The sequence below is a fragment of the Serratia sp. CY56464 genome, assembly GCF_052168435.1.
In the GTDB taxonomy this organism is placed as follows: domain Bacteria; phylum Pseudomonadota; class Gammaproteobacteria; order Enterobacterales; family Enterobacteriaceae; genus Serratia; species Serratia marcescens.
The window spans coordinates 112673-129794 of record NZ_JBJNMV010000005.1 but is presented as its reverse complement, the minus strand read 5'-3'; the positions used below and the strand labels follow the sequence as shown (position 1 = coordinate 129794).

The following is a 17122-nucleotide window of genomic DNA, read 5'->3' as shown; positions in this document are numbered from 1 at the left end:
GGGCGCAAGAAGGATCGCGACGAGCGGCGTTAGCGGGTGAAAGCGTAAACTTTCCCGCCGCGAGCCTGGATGACCAGCTTGTCGCTGGCCACCATCGGCGCAGACAGGAAGCCGGAGCTGTCCACTTCCTGCTGGGCGACAAAACGACCATCGGTGGTGTTGATCCAATGCAGATAGCCTTCGGCGTCACCGGTCACCAGATAACCATTATACATCACCGGCGGCGTCAGGTTACGGTGCAGCAGATCGCTCTGCGTCCACACGGTCACGCCGCCTTCGGTGCTGAGCGCCACCACGCGATCGTTCTGGTCGATCAGGTAGATGCGGCCCGCGTCGACGATGAAATCATTCACCGAACCCAGTTCGCGTTTCCAGATGATCTGGCCGGAACGCAGATCCAGCGCCGTCAGGTTGCCGTTGTAACCCAGCGCGTAGACCACGCCGTCAACGATCACCGGCGTGGTGTCCACGTCGTTCAGGCGATCGATTTCGGTCGCGCCACTCGGCTGAGAAATGCGCTGTTGCCAGATAATCTGGCCCTGCTGCATCAGCACGGCGCTGACGCGGCCGTTGTCACCGCCGACGATGGCGGCGCCAAAGGCGACGGCCGGCGCGGATTCACCGCGCAGCGACAGCGAAGGCATATCCAGGTTAACCGTCCACTTCACCGCGCCGTCGGCTTCATTCAGCGCCTGCAGCATGCCGTTGGAGGTGTGCACCAACACCATACCGTCGCTGACAACCGGACGGGAGATCGCTTCGCCGGCCACTTTGGTCTGCCAGGCGATGGCGCCATCGGCGGTGTTCAATGCGTAAACCACCGCTTTTTCGCTGCCGACGTAAACCTTGTCGCCCGCGACCGTCAGGCCGCCCGACAGCAGCGCAGACAGGTTGCTGGAGAAGAAGCCGGTCTTCTCGGAGAGATTGACCTTCCACTTCTCGTTGCCGCTGTCGGCATCCATCGCTTTCACGATGCCGAAGCGATCGGCGGCGTAAATGGTGCTGTCCTGATAGGCCGGACGCAGGTGGGAGTAATACTCACCGATGCCGTCGCCCACCGAGGTGCTCCACGCCTTGCTCGGCGTAAACTGATTTTCAACTTTCGGCAACGGCGACATGGTAACCACGTCTTCTTCGCTGTTAAACAGCGAGCAACCACTCAGCAAGGCAGCGGAAACCAGTCCGACCAAGAGTGTTTTACGCAATTGCATGGGAATTCCCCTTAGCTGGACAAGTTATTCAATTTCATGCGCAGCAGAACCTGCAGCGCCTGAGAAGCATTGGACTCAATGCCTTTGCTGTAAGCTTCGCGCGCGCCCTTGGCGTCGCCCTTGGCCAGCAATACATCGCCGCGCACATCCTGCATCATCGCCGCCCAGCCTTCGCCTTTCACGCCATCCAACGTTTTCAGCGCTTCATCCAGCTTTTTCTCCTGCAGCTGGACGCGCGCCAGACGCAGGTCGATCATCGCCAACAGGTTGTCGTCTTTGGTCTGGCCCTGCGCCAACGTCAGCTGCTGTTCCGCCTTGGCGAAATCATTCTGTTCGACAAAGTGCTTGGCCAACTGCAGCGCGGCCAGTACGCCGTAGCTGTTGCCGTTGGCCTGGACAAATTTCTCCGCGGCAGCCACGTCATCCGGCTTGCCGGCCGCCAGACGATCGCTGGCTTCCTGATAGGATTGCGATGCCGCCATCATGTTGGAGTTTTCATGGCTCTGCCAGTAACGCCAGCCAACCAGGGCACCAATTCCGAGCACCACGCCCACCGCCAGCGCTTTGCCGTTCTCGGCAAAGAACCGACGCAGTGCGTCGACTTGTTCGTTTTCAGTGGTATAGACTTCCACGGTGTCCTTCTCCTTAACCTAACATCAAAGCCAGACGCGCAGCGACTTCGCTTTGCGCCAGCGTTTCTTGTTCACCACTGCGCAGGTCTTTCACCACCACCTGCTGCGCCGCCACTTCGCTCTCACCCAGGATCAGCGCGATGCGCGCGCCCCATTTGTCCGCACGGGTGATCTGCTTCTTGAAGTTGCCGCCGCCGTAATTGGTCATCAGCTTCAGCTGCGGCGCCGCGTCGCGCACCTGCTCAGCCAGCCGCATCGCCGCGCTCTGGGTGCCCGCGCCGGAAGAGATGACGTACACGTCGATAGCCGACGGCGCCTTGAATTCCGGGTTGACCGCCTGCACCAGCAGCACCAGACGCTCCAGGCCCATGGCGAAACCGACCGCCGGGGTGGAGCGGCCGCCCAGTTGCTCGACCAGACCGTCGTAACGGCCGCCCGCGCAGACGGTGCCCTGCGCGCCCAGGCTGGTGGTCACCCACTCAAACACGGTGCGGTTGTAGTAATCCAGACCGCGCACCAGGCGCTCGTTAACGGTATATGGGATACCTGCCTGCGCCAAAAGTTCACACAGACCGGCGAAGTGAGCACGGGATTCTTCATCCAGGTACTCGGACAGGCGCGGCGCGTCATTCAGCAGCGCCTGCACCTCAGGATTCTTGGAGTCCAGCACGCGCAGCGGGTTGCTGTACATACGGCGTTTGCAGTCTTCGTCCAGCACCTCGACGTGCTGCTCCAGGAACGCCACCAGCGCGTCGCGGTAGTTGGCGCGCGCCTCCAGCGAGCCGATGGAGTTCAGCTCCAGCTTGACGTGCTCGGCGATGCCCAGCGCTTTCCACCAGCGGGCGGTCAGCAGGATCAGCTCGGCGTCGATATCCGGGCCTTGCAGGCCGAACACTTCCGCGCCCAGCTGATGGAACTGACGGTAACGCCCCTTCTGCGGGCGCTCGTAGCGGAACATCGGGCCGATGTACCACAGACGCTGTTCCTGATTGTACAGCAGACCATGTTCGATGCCGGCGCGCACGCAGCCAGCCGTCCCTTCCGGACGCAGCGTCAGGCTTTCGCCGTTGCGGTCTTCGAAGGTATACATCTCTTTTTCCACGACGTCGGTCACTTCGCCGATCGCGCGTTTGAATAACGGGGTCTGCTCTACAATCGGCAACCGGATTTCGCTGTAACCGTAGCCGCCCAGCACCTGTTTGAGGGTGCCTTCAATACGCTGCCATAATGCCGTTTCTTCCGGCAGGTAGTCGTTCATGCCGCGAATGGCTTGAATGTTCTTTGCCACGTGAGTTCTCTGTCCGTTGTCTGTAAAAATGAACCCGATTATAGGGACTTTGCCGCCCGGTATTCAACGCGGATGCGGTTTTCCGCCCTTCAGGTACATAAACAAGCGGGCCAACAGGCCCGCCGTGTAGCGATAACGCTTATTTTTCCAGCAGATTGACCGTGATGCGGTTGCTTTCGTCCATCATCGCGGCCTTGGCGCGAATTTTCGCTTCCAGCTGGTCGATCATCTGTTCGTTGTCGAAACGCTCTTTCTGGCGCACGCCGTCTTCATAGAAGCCGCTCTTCTTGTGGCCGCCGGTTACGCCCATGGTGGACACCAGCGCTTCGCCCGGGCCGTTCACCACGCAGCCGATGATCGAAACGTCCATCGGCGTGATGATGTCTTCCAGGCGCTGCTCCAGCGCGTTCACCGTGCCGATCACGTCGAACTCCTGACGCGAGCAGGTCGGGCAGGCGATGAAGTTGATGCCGCGCGCGCGGATGCGCAGCGACTTCAGGATGTCGAAACCGACCTTCACCTCTTCGACCGGATCCGCCGCCAGCGAGATGCGCAGGGTATCGCCGATGCCTTCAGACAGCAGCATGCCCAGGCCGATGGCCGATTTGACCGACCCGCTGCGCGCGCCGCCGGCTTCGGTGATGCCCAGGTGCAGCGGCTGATCGATGCGCGACGCCAGCAAGCGGTAGGATTGCACCGCCAGGAACACGTCCGACGCCTTGACGCTGACCTTAAACTGGTCGAAGTTGAGGCGATCGAGGATGTCCACATGGCGCATGGCGGATTCCAGCAGCGCTTCCGGCGTAGGTTCGCCGTACTTCTCCTGCAGGTCTTTCTCCAGCGAGCCGCCGTTGACGCCGATGCGAATCGGGATGTTCTTGTCGCGGGCGCAGTCCACCACCGATCGAATGCGCGATTCGTTACCGATGTTGCCCGGGTTGATGCGCAGGCAGTCTACGCCATATTCGGCCACCTGCAGCGCGATGCGATAATCGAAGTGGATATCGGCGACCAGCGGCACGTTGACCTGCTGCTTGATCAGTTTGAACGCCTCGGCGGCGTCCATGGTAGGAACCGAAACGCGGACGATGTCGACGCCCACGCGCTCCAGCGCTTTGATCTGATTAACCGTTGCTTCAACATCGGTGGTACGGGTGTTGGTCATCGACTGCACGGCAATCGGCGCGCCATCACCAATAGGCACCTTGCCGACGTAAATGCGTGTAGATTTTCGACGGTTGATGGGCGCTTGGTTATGCATTACTTACTCTCCATTGCTGCTCTGACATCACGACCAGCCGCGCGATTACTGCGCGGCGACGGTCAGGCGAGCAACACGGTTTGACTTAACGAACCGGCTTAAATCAACCGGTTTACCCTGATACTGGATCTGAACTGCCGCCGGCGCACCGATGGTCAGTTTATACGGCGCAGTGCCGGTCAGGTTCAGCTTGCCGCCTTGCTTCTGGGTGCCGCTGAACAGCGTTTTACCGCTCGCGTCGGTCACCTGCAGCCAGCAGTCGGCGGAGAAATCCATCACCAGCGCGTTCGGATCGGCCGCTGGCGCAGCCACGCCCGCATCGGCGGTCGGCAACGGCGCTTGTGCCGCCGGCGCGGTTTCCGGCAGGGTGGTCTGGCTTGGCGACACCACGGCAGGCTGCTGCTGGGCCGCGCTCGGCGCCTGGGCGGTCGCCACCGGCGCCTGAGTCGCTGCGCCGGTATCAGCCGGCGCGGCGCTGTTGTCGGTCAACGGCACGTTGGTGCCGGCGTCGGCATTGCCGTCGGTCAGCGGCACGGACTGCCCTTCGTTATTCTGTGAAAGCTGTGCCGAGGATTGATCGGCCATGGTGGCGATCTCTTCCTGCTGCGCCTTGTGGTTTTGCCACCACCAGGCGCCGGTCAGGCCGATCACCACGAACACGATAAGCCAGGTGAAGCTCATCAGCCAGCCGTCGCGTTTCTTGCGACGCTTGCCCAGCGAGAAACTTTGCATCGGCGCCACTTTCGCCATCTTCAACGGCGCCTGCTTGGCCAACATCGGCAGCAGTTCGTCTTCCGGCAGATGCACCAGCTTGGCGTAGGAACGGATGTAGCCGCGCACGAAGGTGGACGCGAGGTCAGCGGACACGCTGTCTTCCTCGATATCGCGCACGGTGGACATTTTGAGACACAGGCGTTCTGCAACGGTCTGTTGGCTCAGCCCGAGTTGCTCACGGGCCTGACGCAGGCGCTGGCCCGTCGTCATGGATACGGTTTTATCTTGGGAGGCTTCAGTATTCATTAGCTAAGAACTGCTGGTACTGTTTGGATTGTGGAAAACTTCGCGCTAGCTGCTTGCCATAGCGTTGAACGCTATCCTGGCGGCCGGCTAACGCGGCGAAACGAATCTGTAACCATAAGCTGCTGGCGCTGGCCGGCAGAACATGCTGATAAACATCCAATAAAAGTTGCGACTGGGCGCGCTTCCCTTCTCCAAATTGCTTTTCGGCCTCCGCCAGCAGCGGAGCGCCTTTGTCCGGATCGACTTTCAGCGCGCGGCTCAACAGCGTGCGCGCTTCATCGTTTTGTCCGGCCTTGAGAAAACAGTAACCTGCGTTTTCCAGGCTGTCGGCGACCTGGCCATAATCGGGCGCCAGCGCCGCAGCGCTAAACTGCTGTTGCGCCGGTACATACTGCCCTAAACCGCAAAGAAACGCACCGTAATTATTCAAGACGGTGCCATTGCCCGGCGCAAGTTTGAGCGCTTGCCGATAACGCTGTTCGGCCGCGGCGTTTTCACCGTTCCGCTGCGCGTAGAGCGCCATGCCCAACTGCGTGCGGTAATCCTGCGGGGCCGCGTCCAGCGCCTTTTCCAGGTTCTGGCGCGCGGCGTCCATGTCGCCTTGCTGCAGGTACTCCAGGCCCAGCTGCAACCGCGTCTGGCCCGCCTCAGAGACTTGCGCTTCCTTTTCCGGCGCTGAACCGGAACACCCGGCCAACAGTCCGGCCGCCAGCCACACACCCCACAGTTTCAGCTTCATGCCCGCATTCATTTCCTTATCGGCCGCCAGCTAACGCCCATTAGCGTGAATATTTCACATAACAGGCTGTTAGATAACAAAAAAAATGGTGCTATAGGATTCAGACCGCCCGTACGTTGATAGGTTCCCCGGCCATTTTCTTTTTCAGGGTACGCTTGGTACGGTCGATCACTTCACCCGCCAGTTGCCCGCAGGCGGCGTCGATATCGTCACCGCGGGTTTTACGAACAATAGTCGTAAAGCCGTATTCCATCAACACCTTGGAGAAACGATCCACCCGGCTGTTGGAGCTGCGGCCGTACGGAGCGCCCGGGAACGGGTTCCATGGGATCAGGTTGATCTTGCACGGCGTGTCTTTCAGCACTTCCGCCAGCTGATGCGCGTCGTCGGTGCTGTCGTTGATATGATCCAGCATCACATACTCGACGGTGACGCGGCCCTGGTTGGCGTTGGATTTCTCCAGGTAGCGACGCACCGCGGACAGGAAGGTTTCGATGTTGTACTTGCGGTTGATCGGCACGATCTCATCACGGATGGTGTCGTTCGGCGCGTGCAGCGAAATAGCCAGCGCCACGTCGATCATGTCACCCAGCTTGTCCAGCGCCGGCACCACGCCAGAGGTAGATAGAGTCACGCGGCGTTTGGACAGGCCAAAGCCGAAGTCGTCCAGCATGATTTCCATCGCCGGCACCACGTTGTTCAGGTTGAGCAGCGGCTCGCCCATGCCCATCATCACCACGTTGGTGATCGGGCGTTGGCCTGTCACCTTCAGCGCGCCGATGATCTTCGCCGCGCGCCACACCTGGCCGATGATTTCCGACACGCGCAGGTTGCGGTTGAAGCCCTGCTGCGCCGTCGAACAGAATTTGCACTCCAGCGCGCAGCCTACCTGCGAGGAGACGCACAGCGTCGCGCGGTCGGCTTCCGGGATGTATACGGTTTCGACCTGCTGATCGCCCACCTTGATCGCCCACTTGATGGTGCCGTCGGCCGAACGCTGTTCTTCCGCCACTTCCGGCGCGCGGATTTCCGCCACGCGCTGCAGCTTGCCGCGCAGGACTTTGTTGATGTCGGTCATCTGCTCGAAATCGTCGCAGCAGTAGTGGTAAATCCACTTCATCACCTGATCGGCGCGGAACGGTTTTTCGCCCATTTCGGCGAAGAACTCGCGCATTTGCTGGCGGTTCAGATCCAGCAGGTTGATTTTGGCCGCAGCCGGTTGCTCCACGTTAACGGAGGGGGTAGTCAGCGAATTATTTTCAGACACGGTGTGCTCGGACGTGATGGGTTCTAACATAATGATCTCTGGCCTCGTTATTACACGTTATGGCGCTAAAGAATGGACAGTAAGTTGTGCATTTCAGCCCGCATGATTCGGGTGGCGGCACTAAAAACACGCCCCTGACAAGTCGTCTTATCAGGGGCGCGGCATTGTACAAATTTTAGTAGCGGGTTTCTATGGCTGAAAGGCATTCAGGGCATTTTTATTGTTTCAGCCGGTGAATGCCTGGCTATCAGCTCAGAAACGGCACGATTAACGTGCGCAGATTTCGCTTTCGTTGAAGAAGTAAGCGATTTCACGCTGTGCGGATTCAACGGAGTCGGAACCGTGAACGGCGTTAGCGGTGAAGCTGTCCGCGTAGTCGGCGCGCAGGGTGCCGGCCAGTGCGTTGTCCGGGTTGGTTGCGCCCATGATGTCGCGGTTGCGCTGCACGGCGTTTTCAGATTCCAGAACCTGCACCATGATTGGGCCAGAGGTCATGAACTCAACCAGACCGTCGAAGAATGGGCGGCCTTTGTGCTCAGCGTAGAAGCCTTCAGCTTGTTCGCGAGTCAGACGCAGCATTTTAGCGGCGATGATTTTGAAACCGGCGCGCTCGAAACGCGCGTAGATAGCGCCGATGTCGTTGTTGGCTACAGCGTTTGGTTTAACGATGGAAAAGGTACGTTCTACGGTCATGATGGCCTCTGTATGACTTCCAAAACAGGCCGGTCTGCAATGTTGCCGGCCTTCTCAAGTGGCGCAGATTATATGTGCGCCGTTAACGCTTGCCTACGGGAAAATCAACATTTCATTAAAAAAATATGATCTTCCTGCGGCATTTCCGACCACGCGCCGCGTTACTGGGTTTTGTCGGTGGACGGGATCAAATTGCGCAGCCAGCTGCCCCAGCGGCGCTGATAAAACGGCTGCGTATGGGCGATCAGGTAGTGGCTGATGCCGCGCTCTTTCTCCGACACCAGACAGAAATCCACCGGCTCGTCATTCGGCGCCGTTTCGCTGGCGACGCTGCCGGCCTCGTTGATCAACGCCTCGATCTCCGCCGGCTCGGCGTCTACTTCCAGCCCGATCAGCAGATTCGGCTTCTCGTCCGCCGCCTGGTCGTGCATCAGCGCCAGAAACGCGCGGCGCACCGGCTTGCGCTGGCTGAACAGCGTGGTCAGCGCATCCACCATCGCCGACGGGTACTCTTCGGGCTGCCCCAACAGGATTTGGGTTTCTTTGTCGACGTAATGCTCCACCGGTTTGACGACGCCGCCGGTCGCCAGCAGCATCGCCACCTCTTCCGGATAGAACTCTTTGCCGTACTCCGCCTTCGGGTTGAGGAACAGATCCGCGCCCTGGGTGATTTCGAACAGCACCCGCGCCGGCATGGCGATGAACGGCTGTTCGTCCTCAACGGCCTTCTGCAACGCTTCCAGCGAGGTGAAGAACGGAATGATGCTGCCGCCGTCCTGCTTTTCCCAATGCTGGATATTGACCGGCGTATCCGCGTTCAGCGTGATGTCGCCGTCCTGCTGCACCTGTTCGCTGTCGCCGAGGATCAACACCGTGGCATCGAGCAGTTCACGGAAGAACGCCGGGCGGTGGGCCGGCTCCGTCACCGCCAGCTTCAGCAGGCGTTCAAGTTCGTTCTCGCTCGGGGCGGCATCGTGATGATGGGCACTCATGGCAAACTCCAGGATCAAATAGCGAGGCCCAGCATGCTGGGCCCCGAAGATAATGCGTATTCTAGCGCCCGACGCAGCGGGCGTTCAATTATTTGGCTTTGCTCAGCAGCAGATTGGCCAGGGTGCGCACGCCCAAACCGGTCGCGCCGGCCGACCACTGATCCACCGCGCCTTTGCGGTAGGTGGCGGAGCAGTCGATGTGCAGCCAGCCCTGTTGGTAATTCTTGACGAAGTGCGACAGGAAAGCCGCCGCGGTGCTGGCGCCGGCGGTGTAGGCCGGGCCGGCCACGTTGTTCAGCTCGGCGAAGTTGGACGGCAGCTGGCTGCGGTGGAACTCGGCCAACGGCAGACGCCAGAATGGCTCTTGCTCGGCGGCGGCGCTGCTCAGCAGCTCCTGCGCCAGCGCATCGTCGAAGCTGAACAGGGCGTGGTAGTCGTTGCCCACCGCGGTTTTGGCCGCGCCGGTCAGGGTGGCGCAGTCGATAATCAGTTGCGGATTCTGCTCAGAAGCGTCGATCAGGCCGTCGGCCAGCACCAGGCGCCCTTCCGCATCGGTGTTCATCACCTCAACGGTTTTGCCGTTGCGGTAGCGAATGATATCGCCCAGTTTGAAAGCGTTGCCGCTGACCATGTTGTCGGCGCAGCACAGGTACAGCTTCACGCGCTGCTTCAGGCCGCGCGCCGCCGCCAGCGCCAGCGCGCCGGTGATGGTCGCTGCGCCGCCCATGTCAGCCTTCATCGAATCCATAAAGGCGCTCTGTTTCAGGCTATAACCGCCGGTATCGAAGGTGATGCCCTTGCCGACCAGGCATGCGAACACCGGCGCATCCGGGTTGCCGGTCGGGTTGAAGTCCAGAGCCAGCAGCACCGGCGGGCGTTCGGAACCGCGGCCGACGGTGTGGATGCCGGCATAGTTCTGCTCGCGCAGATCTTCGCCCTTGGTGATGCGGTAGCTGACGGCATCGCAGCCGACGTCGCACATCAGATCGACGGCGCGGGTCGCCAGTTGCTCCGGCCCCAGCTCTTCCGCCGGCATATTGATGGTGTCGCGCACCCAGTCAACGATCTTCAGGCGCTTATCCAGCTCCTGACGCGCGGCTTCCGGCAGCTCGGCCCATTCGACGTTGCGCTGCCCTTTCGGCCCGCGGTAGCCCTGCCAAAACGCCCAGCTGTTTTCCAAATCCCAACCGTCGCCGGCCAGCTTGACGTTTTTGATGCCCTGGCCGTCAATTTTGCGGCCCGCGCGCTGGATCGCGCCCAGTTTGTCGGCGCCGGTCAGGTGGATGGTCATCCCTTCGCCGTTGGTGCTCAGCAGCGCTTTCTCGCCCCAGCGGGCGTCGGCAGGTTGTTGCGACAGCGTGACCTGCATGAATTCTGTTGTCATAGCCTTCTTACTCCGGATTATTCTTTTATTAATCTTGTCGGATACAAAATAAACGGGCCGCCCATGGCAGCCCGTTACGCTATTTACTCCGCTTCATCTAACCAGACCAGCAGGATCGCTTCCAGTATTTTTTCGTTGGAAGCCTGCGGATCGTCATCGAACTCTTCCAGATCGCAGATCCACTGATGCATGTCGGTAAAACGCACGGTTTTCGGATCGGTGTCCGGGTATTGGTCGTACAGGGCTTCGCCGATTTCACGGCTGTCGGTCCACTTCAGTCCCATTATGATCTCCTGGTTGGCGCCGCGGCTAACAATTAATGCTCACGCGCGTGGTTGACGGTGTAACGCGGCATTTCGACCACCAGATCTTCGTCGGCGACCAGCGCCTGGCAGCTCAGACGGCTTTCCGGCTCCAGCCCCCACGCTTTGTCCAGCATGTCGTCTTCCAGCTCGCTGCTCTCTTCCAGCGAATCGAAGCCTTCACGCACGATGCAGTGGCAGGTGGTGCAGGCGCAGGATTTCTCGCAGGCGTGCTCGATTTCAATGCCGTTGCGCAGCGCAACGTTGAGGATCGACTCCCCTTTTTCGGCTTCCAGAACCGCCCCTTCCGGGCACAGATCTTGATGGGGCAGGAAAACAATTTTAGGCATGGTTAAACCTCATCCACAGAATGGCCAGCCAGCGCGCGGCGAATGGAAGCGTCCATGCGGCGCGCGGCAAAATCTTGCGTTTGTGCATCTAATGTTTTGATGGCGTCTTCGATAGCGGCGGGGTCTTCACCCTGCGCCGCCTGCTGCAACGCCTGGGTCGCGGCGGCGATCGCCTGGCTTTCCGCCTCGCTCAGCAGCGCGGCGTCGGTGGCCAGCGCGCCCTGCAGGCTTTCCAGCACCCGCGCGGCTTCCACGCGTTGCTCCGCCAGCTTGCGCGCGCCCACGTCGCTTTGCGCGTTGGCCATCGAATCCTTGATCATGCCGGCGATTTCGCTGTCCGACAGACCGTACGACGGCTTGACCTGGATCGAGGCTTCCACGCCGGTGGATTTCTCCATCGCGGTGACGCTCAACAGGCCGTCGGCATCCACCTGGAAGGTGACGCGAATATGCGCCCCCCCGGCAGGCAATGGCGGCAGGCCGCGCAGCGTGAAGCGCGCCAGCGAACGGCAATCCTGCACCAGCTCGCGCTCGCCCTGCAGCACGTGGATCATCATCGCGCTCTGGCCGTCTTTAAAGGTGGTGAACTCCTGCGCGCGCGCCACCGGAATGGTGGTGTTGCGCGGGATCACTTTCTCCACCAGGCCGCCCATGGTTTCGAGGCCCAGCGACAGCGGGATCACGTCAAGCAGCAGCATGTCGCTGTCCGGCTTGTTGCCCACCAGAATGTCGGCCTGGATCGCGGCGCCGATGGCGACCACTTTATCCGGATCGATCGACGTCAGCGGCGTGCGGCCGAAGAAGGCCCCCACCTGCTCACGCACCAACGGCACGCGAGTGGAACCGCCGACCATCACCGCTTCCAGCACCTCGTCGGCGGCGACGCCGGCGTCTTTCAGCGCGCGGCGGCAAGCCATCAGCGTACGTTTCACCAGCGGGGCGATCAGCGCTTCAAACTGGGCGCGGGTCACTTCGCCCTGCCAACCGGCCACCTCAACGCGCACGCTGTCGGCATCGCTTAATGCGATTTTGGCGGCGATGGCGGCATCCAGCAGTTGGCGCTGCACGCCGTGATCGCTGCGATCGGCCACGCCGGCCTGCTCGCGCAGCCAGTCGGCCAACAGATGATCGAAGTCGTCGCCGCCCAGCGCGGAATCGCCGCCGGTGGCCAGCACTTCGAACACGCCGCGGCTGAGGCGCAGAATGGAGATATCAAAGGTGCCGCCGCCCAGATCGTAAACCGCGATCACCCCTTCCTGGCCGGAATCCAGCCCGTAGGCGATCGCCGCAGCGGTCGGTTCGTTCAGCAGGCGCAGGACATGCAAGCCGGCCAGACGCGCCGCGTCTTTAGTGCCCTGGCGCTGCGCGTCGTCGAAGTAAGCGGGAACGGTGATCACGACGCCATCCAGCTCGCCTTCCAGCGCCGCTTGCGCGCGCGCGGACAGAGCCCGCAGGATGTCGGCGGAGACGCCGACCGGATTAACCGGGCCGGCGGCGGTGACGATCAGCGGCAGGCCGTTGTCGCTGGCCTGAAATTGATACGGCAGGTTCGGGTAACGTTGCTGCACGTCCGCCAACGAACGGCCCATCATGCGTTTGATGGAGCTGACGGTATTGGCCGGATCCTGCGCCGCCTGTTGGCGCGCATCCCAGCCGACGCGCTGCGCGTCCGCCTGATAATGCACCACCGAAGGCAGCAAATGGCGCCCCTGATCGTCGGCCAGCGTTTCCGCTTGCCCGCTGCGCACCGTGGCGACCAGCGAGTTGGTGGTGCCTAAGTCGATGCCGGCGGCCAGACGTCGCTGGTGCGGCGCGGCGCTGAGGCCAGGCTCACTAATTTGTAATAAGGCCATGTTGAAGCTTCCACAATCAGAATCAGAAGGTGTTACTCAAAACCCAGCAGTTTTTCTTCGAGTTGTTCAACCTGTTGCTGGAGTTTGTCCAAAAAGCGCAGCTTGCGCACGGTGTCGGCGGCATCCGCCCACTGTTCACTGTCCAACTGCTGCAGCATCAGCGCGCTGCGCTGCTTGATGGAGGTGGCCAGCCGCGCGCCGAAATCGGCCAGCAGGCTTTCCGCATCCGGCTTGCGCTCAATGGCGTCGAGCTCTTCACGCAGCTCCAGCTGTTCCATCAGAAACGCGGTGTCGCGCATCGTATGCTGTTCGTTGCCCAGATCGAAGCCGTGCAAAGATAGCATATACTCCGCGCGTTTTAACGGGTGCTTCAGCGCCTGGTAGGCTTCGTTGATGGTCGCCGCTTGCTGCAACGCCATCAGGCGTTCGCGCTCCGGCTGGTTGGCGAAACGATCGGGGTGAAATTGGCGCTGCAGATCCTGGAAGCGGGACGCAAGCAGGCTGCCGTCCACGGTGTAGCGAACTGGCAGCCCGAATAAAGTAAAGTAATCCATAGCGTGCTCTGGGCGTTAGCGGATGAAGTTCCCCCGCCGAAACGGGGGAGCACGATGGACTGTCAGACGTTGAAACTCTCGCCGCAGCCGCACTCGCTTGAGACGTTCGGGTTGTTGAACTTGAAGCCTTCGTTCAGGCCTTCCTTAACGAAATCAAGCTCGGTGCCGTCAAGGTAGACCAGGCTCTTGCCGTCGATGATCACCTTGATGCCTTTGTCTTCAAATACGATGTCGTCATCGTTGGCTTCGTCAACAAATTCCAGCACGTACGCCATCCCGGAACAACCGGAAGTTCGCACTCCCAGACGCAGACCGAGACCCTTGCCGCGGTTCGTCAAAAACGCCTGAACACGCTGCGCAGCGCTGTCGCTCATGGTAATAGACATCACAACCTCACACTTCACATCAAAGCCCGGCGCGGCCGGGCCGACTCAGACAAATTACTTGGCGCTATGCTTGCTCTTATAGTCGGCAATCGCTGCTTTGATGGCGTCTTCAGCCAGGATCGAGCAGTGAATTTTGACCGGCGGCAATTCCAGCTCTTCGGCGATCTGGGTGTTTTTGATCGCTTCAGCCTGATCGAGCGACTTGCCTTTCATCCATTCGGTCACCAGCGAGCTGGAGGCGATGGCGGAACCGCAGCCGTAAGTTTTAAAGCGCGCGTCTTCGATGATGCCTTCATCGTTAACCTTGATTTGCAGCTTCATGACGTCGCCACAAGCCGGCGCCCCTACCATGCCGCTGCCGACGGTAGGATCTTCGTTGTCGAAAGAACCCACGTTGCGCGGGTTTTCATAATGATCGATTACTTTTTCGCTGTAAGCCATGACCTTGCTCCTGAAACCTGAGAATTAATGATGCGCCCATTCGATGCTGTTGATGTCCACGCCCTGCTTGAACATCTCCCACAGTGGGGACAGATCGCGCAGACGGCCGATGGATTTACGCACCAGTTGAATGGTGTAGTCGATCTCTTCTTCCGTGGTGAAACGCCCCAGGGAGAAACGGATCGAGCTGTGCGCCAATTCATCGCTCATGCCCAGCGCGCGCAGCACGTAGGACGGCTCGAGGCTGGCGGAGGTACAGGCTGAACCGGAAGAAACGGCCAGGTCTTTCAGCGCCATGATCAGCGACTCGCCTTCAACGTAGTTGAAGCTGACGTTCAGGATGTTCGGTGCGCCGTGCTCCAGATCGCCGTTCAGATACACTTCTTCCATATCTTTCACGCCGTTCCACAGACGGTCACGCAGGGTGCGCAGACGCGCCATCTCTTCGGTCATCTCTTCTTTGGCGATGCGATAAGCTTCGCCCATGCCGACGATCTGGTGGACAGGCAGGGTGCCGGAACGCATGCCGCGCTCGTGACCGCCGCCGTGTACCTGCGCTTCGATGCGGATGCGCGGCTTGCGACGCACGTACAGCGCGCCGATGCCTTTCGGGCCATAGATTTTGTGGCCGGAGAACGACATCAGGTCGACTTTCAGCTTGCTCAGATCGATAGGCAGTTTGCCCACGCTCTGGGTGGCGTCAACGTGGTAGATGATACCGCGCGCACGGCACATTTCGCCGATCGCTTCGATGTCCTGCACCACGCCGATTTCGTTGTTGACGTGCATGATGGAGACCAGGATGGTGTCATCGCGCAGCGCCGCTTCGAGATCCTGCAGGCTGATGATGCCGTTGCTCTGCGGCGCCAGGTAGGTGACTTCAAACCCTTCGCGCTCCAGCTGACGGCAGGTGTCGAGCACGGCTTTGTGTTCGGTTTTGCTGGTGATGATGTGCTTGCCTTTTTTCTGGTAGAAATTGGCAGCGCCTTTGATCGCCAGGTTGTCGGATTCGGTCGCCCCGGAGGTGAAGACGATTTCGCGCGGGTCGGCGCCCACCAGTTCGGCGATTTGGTTACGGGCGATGTCTACCGCCTCTTCCGCCTGCCAACCGAAACGGTGGGAACGGGAAGCCGGGTTGCCGAAAGTGCCGTCCAGGGTCAAAAACTGCATCATCTTCTCAGCAACGCGCGGGTCAACCGGCGTCGTTGCTGAGTAATCCAGATAAATCGGTAATTTCATTGCTCTTGTGCTCCGTACATCACTTCCAAAAACTAAAATAATTTCGCCAGCTGCTTATGCGCGCAGATTAACGTTGATAGTTTCTTGCGGACGGCCGTTGGCCGTGCGGCGCGTATCGTTGTTTTGACGATCCGCCACCACCAGCACTTCCTGGTTGTTGACCAGTTCTGCCAGCGTAATGTTGTTCAGGAACCCGCTGATGCGCTCGCTCAGATCGCGCCACAGGGCGTGGGTCAAGCAGCGATCGCCGCCCTGACAGCCTTCTTTGCCCTGGCAACGGGTTGCATCTACCGATTCATCGACGGCAGTGATGACAGCGCCAACGGCGATCTCACCCGCGTCTTTACCCAGCAGATAACCACCGCCCGGGCCGCGCACGCTGGCCACCAGGCCATTCTTGCGCAGACGGGAGAATAATTGTTCCAGATAAGAGAGCGAAATACCCTGGCGTTCGGAAATGTCCGCCAGTGGCACCGGCCCTTCCTGGGAATGCAGCGCTACGTCGAGCATAGCGGTTACGGCATAACGGCCTTTGGATGTCAGTCTCATAGCTCAATGGTTACCTGTTGGTCAAATATGGCCGAAAGTCTGACATTCCTGAGTAAAACAGTCAACTATTTAACCCAGTAATTAACTCAAGTATTAGCACGTTTTGAACTTAGCAAGAACAAAGGTATATAAAATACATGTTATAACCTTTGGATAACTAATACTATTGTCACCCACCGTTATGCCACATCAATTAATTACCTTGATGTTTATCCTGTTTCTCGATCGACGTCAGCATGCCGCGCAGGATATTCAGCTCCTGCCCTTCCGGGCGCGCGCGGGTGAACAGCCGACGCAGGCGGTTCATCACCTGGCCCGGATGCGACGGGCGAATGAAACCGGTGCGCTGCAGCGTCTGCTCCAGATGCTGATAGAAACGCTCGAGGTCGTCCACCAGCGGATACGGCGTCTCTTCCAACTGCGGCGCGCCCGCCTGTTGGCGATCGAGGTAAGCCACGCGCACTTCGTACGCCAGGATCTGCACCGCCATCGCCAGGTTCAGCGAGCTGTAGTCCGGGTTGGCCGGAATGGCGACGTGGTAGTGGCACTTTTGCAATTCATCGTTGGTCAGCCCGACGCGTTCGCGGCCGAACACCAGCGCCACCGGCGCGTGCTCGCCCTCGTGCACCGCGCGCACGCCGCATTCGCGCGGCTCCAGCATCGGCCACGGCAAGGTGCGAGAACGTGCGCTGGTGCCCACCACCAGGCTGCAGCCGGCGATGGCGTCATCGAGGGTATCGACGATAGTGGCGTTGCCGATCACGTCGCTGGCGCCGGCGGCCAGGGCGATGGCCTGAGAATCGGGTTTGATCAGCGGATTAACCAGATAAAGGTTGGTTAAACCCATGGTTTTCATGGCTCTGGCGGTCGAGCCCATGTTGCCGGTATGTGAAGTCTCTACCAGAACAATGCGGATATTGTGCAGCATACAAACTCTGAGCGTGGCGGAAAATCGCAGCAT

General features: G+C 60.1%; 19 protein-coding genes. All 19 read right to left on the bottom strand.

Annotated features, from left to right (window positions below; all coding sequences use genetic code 11):
• Positions 1-29: 29 nt before the first annotated feature.
• On the bottom strand, positions 30-1211 hold the full coding sequence (gene bamB / locus ACJ8KE_RS20075) for an outer membrane protein assembly factor BamB (protein ID WP_016929753.1): 1182 nt from the start codon (positions 1209-1211) through the stop codon (positions 30-32).
• An 11-nt stretch (positions 1212-1222) separates the two neighbouring features.
• Positions 1223-1843 carry a YfgM family protein gene (locus tag ACJ8KE_RS20070; protein WP_016929754.1) on the bottom strand — a complete coding sequence of 207 codons (621 nt, stop codon included), beginning with the start codon at positions 1841-1843 and terminating at the stop codon, positions 1223-1225.
• A gap of 13 nt (positions 1844-1856) precedes the next feature.
• Positions 1857-3131 carry a histidine--tRNA ligase gene (gene hisS / locus ACJ8KE_RS20065; RefSeq protein WP_239442439.1) on the bottom strand — a complete coding sequence of 425 codons (1275 nt, stop codon included), beginning with the start codon at positions 3129-3131 and terminating at the stop codon, positions 1857-1859.
• A gap of 139 nt (positions 3132-3270) precedes the next feature.
• Positions 3271-4392: a flavodoxin-dependent (E)-4-hydroxy-3-methylbut-2-enyl-diphosphate synthase gene (gene ispG / locus ACJ8KE_RS20060; protein ID WP_016929756.1), complete on the bottom strand. Its 1122-nt coding sequence runs from the start codon at positions 4390-4392 to the stop codon at positions 3271-3273.
• 45 nt (positions 4393-4437) lie between these two features.
• The gene (gene rodZ / locus ACJ8KE_RS20055) at positions 4438-5412 is read right to left on the bottom strand and encodes a cytoskeleton protein RodZ (RefSeq protein WP_016929757.1); all 975 of its coding nucleotides are present in this window, start codon (positions 5410-5412) and stop codon (positions 4438-4440) included.
• On the bottom strand, positions 5402-6151 hold the full coding sequence (pilW, locus tag ACJ8KE_RS20050; RefSeq protein ID WP_028127503.1) for a type IV pilus biogenesis/stability protein PilW: 750 nt from the start codon (positions 6149-6151) through the stop codon (positions 5402-5404). Before pilW ends, rodZ begins: the two co-directional genes overlap by 11 nt.
• Before the next feature lie 100 nt (positions 6152-6251).
• Entirely contained in the window at positions 6252-7448 is a 1197-nt protein-coding gene (locus ACJ8KE_RS20045) for a bifunctional tRNA (adenosine(37)-C2)-methyltransferase TrmG/ribosomal RNA large subunit methyltransferase RlmN (protein WP_004941426.1), read from the bottom strand.
• Between the two features lie 237 nt (positions 7449-7685).
• Entirely contained in the window at positions 7686-8111 is a 426-nt protein-coding gene (gene ndk, locus ACJ8KE_RS20040; RefSeq protein ID WP_004941424.1) for a nucleoside-diphosphate kinase, read from the bottom strand.
• 161 nt (positions 8112-8272) lie between these two features.
• Entirely contained in the window at positions 8273-9103 is an 831-nt protein-coding gene (gene sseB / locus ACJ8KE_RS20035) for an enhanced serine sensitivity protein SseB (RefSeq protein ID WP_028127504.1), read from the bottom strand.
• 88 nt (positions 9104-9191) lie between these two features.
• Positions 9192-10487 carry an aminopeptidase PepB gene (gene pepB, locus ACJ8KE_RS20030; protein WP_025303913.1) on the bottom strand — a complete coding sequence of 432 codons (1296 nt, stop codon included), beginning with the start codon at positions 10485-10487 and terminating at the stop codon, positions 9192-9194.
• Positions 10488-10570: 83 nt separating this feature from the next.
• Positions 10571-10771: a Fe-S cluster assembly protein IscX gene (gene iscX / locus ACJ8KE_RS20025; protein WP_006327336.1), complete on the bottom strand. Its 201-nt coding sequence runs from the start codon at positions 10769-10771 to the stop codon at positions 10571-10573.
• Positions 10772-10803: 32 nt separating this feature from the next.
• A complete protein-coding gene (gene fdx, locus ACJ8KE_RS20020) occupies positions 10804-11139 on the bottom strand; it encodes an ISC system 2Fe-2S type ferredoxin (protein ID WP_004941417.1) in 336 nt (111 codons plus the stop codon).
• 2 nt (positions 11140-11141) lie between these two features.
• The gene (hscA, locus tag ACJ8KE_RS20015; RefSeq protein ID WP_116404013.1) at positions 11142-12992 is read right to left on the bottom strand and encodes a Fe-S protein assembly chaperone HscA; all 1851 of its coding nucleotides are present in this window, start codon (positions 12990-12992) and stop codon (positions 11142-11144) included.
• A 32-nt stretch (positions 12993-13024) separates the two neighbouring features.
• Positions 13025-13546, bottom strand: a complete 522-nt coding sequence (gene hscB / locus ACJ8KE_RS20010) for a co-chaperone HscB (RefSeq protein ID WP_016929762.1) — start codon at positions 13544-13546, stop codon at positions 13025-13027.
• 62 nt (positions 13547-13608) lie between these two features.
• The gene (iscA, locus tag ACJ8KE_RS20005; protein WP_004941410.1) at positions 13609-13932 is read right to left on the bottom strand and encodes an iron-sulfur cluster assembly protein IscA; all 324 of its coding nucleotides are present in this window, start codon (positions 13930-13932) and stop codon (positions 13609-13611) included.
• 54 nt (positions 13933-13986) lie between these two features.
• The gene (iscU, locus tag ACJ8KE_RS20000) at positions 13987-14373 is read right to left on the bottom strand and encodes a Fe-S cluster assembly scaffold IscU (protein WP_004941408.1); all 387 of its coding nucleotides are present in this window, start codon (positions 14371-14373) and stop codon (positions 13987-13989) included.
• A 24-nt stretch (positions 14374-14397) separates the two neighbouring features.
• On the bottom strand, positions 14398-15612 hold the full coding sequence (gene iscS / locus ACJ8KE_RS19995; RefSeq protein ID WP_016929764.1) for a cysteine desulfurase: 1215 nt from the start codon (positions 15610-15612) through the stop codon (positions 14398-14400).
• Positions 15613-15666: 54 nt separating this feature from the next.
• Positions 15667-16161, bottom strand: a complete 495-nt coding sequence (gene iscR, locus ACJ8KE_RS19990; RefSeq protein WP_004941404.1) for a Fe-S cluster assembly transcriptional regulator IscR — start codon at positions 16159-16161, stop codon at positions 15667-15669.
• 193 nt (positions 16162-16354) lie between these two features.
• On the bottom strand, positions 16355-17089 hold the full coding sequence (gene trmJ, locus ACJ8KE_RS19985) for a tRNA (cytosine(32)/uridine(32)-2'-O)-methyltransferase TrmJ (protein ID WP_015378781.1): 735 nt from the start codon (positions 17087-17089) through the stop codon (positions 16355-16357).
• Between the last annotated feature and the right edge of the window lie 33 nt (positions 17090-17122).

Excerpts from the sequence above, each read along its gene's own strand:
- hscB (WP_016929762.1), bottom strand. The coding sequence starts at position 13,546 with ATGGATTACTTTACTTTATTCGGGCTGCCAGTTCGCTACACCGTGGAC.
- iscX (WP_006327336.1), bottom strand. The coding sequence starts at position 10,771 with ATGGGACTGAAGTGGACCGACAGCCGTGAAATCGGCGAAGCCCTGTAC.
- ispG (WP_016929756.1), bottom strand. The coding sequence starts at position 4,392 with ATGCATAACCAAGCGCCCATCAACCGTCGAAAATCTACACGCATTTAC.
- iscS (WP_016929764.1), bottom strand. The coding sequence starts at position 15,612 with ATGAAATTACCGATTTATCTGGATTACTCAGCAACGACGCCGGTTGAC.
- sseB (WP_028127504.1), bottom strand. The coding sequence starts at position 9,103 with ATGAGTGCCCATCATCACGATGCCGCCCCGAGCGAGAACGAACTTGAA.
- iscA (WP_004941410.1), bottom strand. The coding sequence starts at position 13,932 with ATGTCTATTACCATGAGCGACAGCGCTGCGCAGCGTGTTCAGGCGTTT.
- ACJ8KE_RS20045 (WP_004941426.1), bottom strand. The coding sequence starts at position 7,448 with ATGTTAGAACCCATCACGTCCGAGCACACCGTGTCTGAAAATAATTCG.
- pepB (WP_025303913.1), bottom strand. The coding sequence starts at position 10,487 with ATGACAACAGAATTCATGCAGGTCACGCTGTCGCAACAACCTGCCGAC.
- iscR (WP_004941404.1), bottom strand. The coding sequence starts at position 16,161 with ATGAGACTGACATCCAAAGGCCGTTATGCCGTAACCGCTATGCTCGAC.
- iscU (WP_004941408.1), bottom strand. The coding sequence starts at position 14,373 with ATGGCTTACAGCGAAAAAGTAATCGATCATTATGAAAACCCGCGCAAC.
- rodZ (WP_016929757.1), bottom strand. The coding sequence starts at position 5,412 with ATGAATACTGAAGCCTCCCAAGATAAAACCGTATCCATGACGACGGGC.
- pilW (WP_028127503.1), bottom strand. The coding sequence starts at position 6,151 with ATGAAGCTGAAACTGTGGGGTGTGTGGCTGGCGGCCGGACTGTTGGCC.
- bamB (WP_016929753.1), bottom strand. The coding sequence starts at position 1,211 with ATGCAATTGCGTAAAACACTCTTGGTCGGACTGGTTTCCGCTGCCTTG.
- ndk (WP_004941424.1), bottom strand. The coding sequence starts at position 8,111 with ATGACCGTAGAACGTACCTTTTCCATCGTTAAACCAAACGCTGTAGCC.
- fdx (WP_004941417.1), bottom strand. The coding sequence starts at position 11,139 with ATGCCTAAAATTGTTTTCCTGCCCCATCAAGATCTGTGCCCGGAAGGG.
- hscA (WP_116404013.1), bottom strand. The coding sequence starts at position 12,992 with ATGGCCTTATTACAAATTAGTGAGCCTGGCCTCAGCGCCGCGCCGCAC.
- trmJ (WP_015378781.1), bottom strand. The coding sequence starts at position 17,089 with ATGCTGCACAATATCCGCATTGTTCTGGTAGAGACTTCACATACCGGC.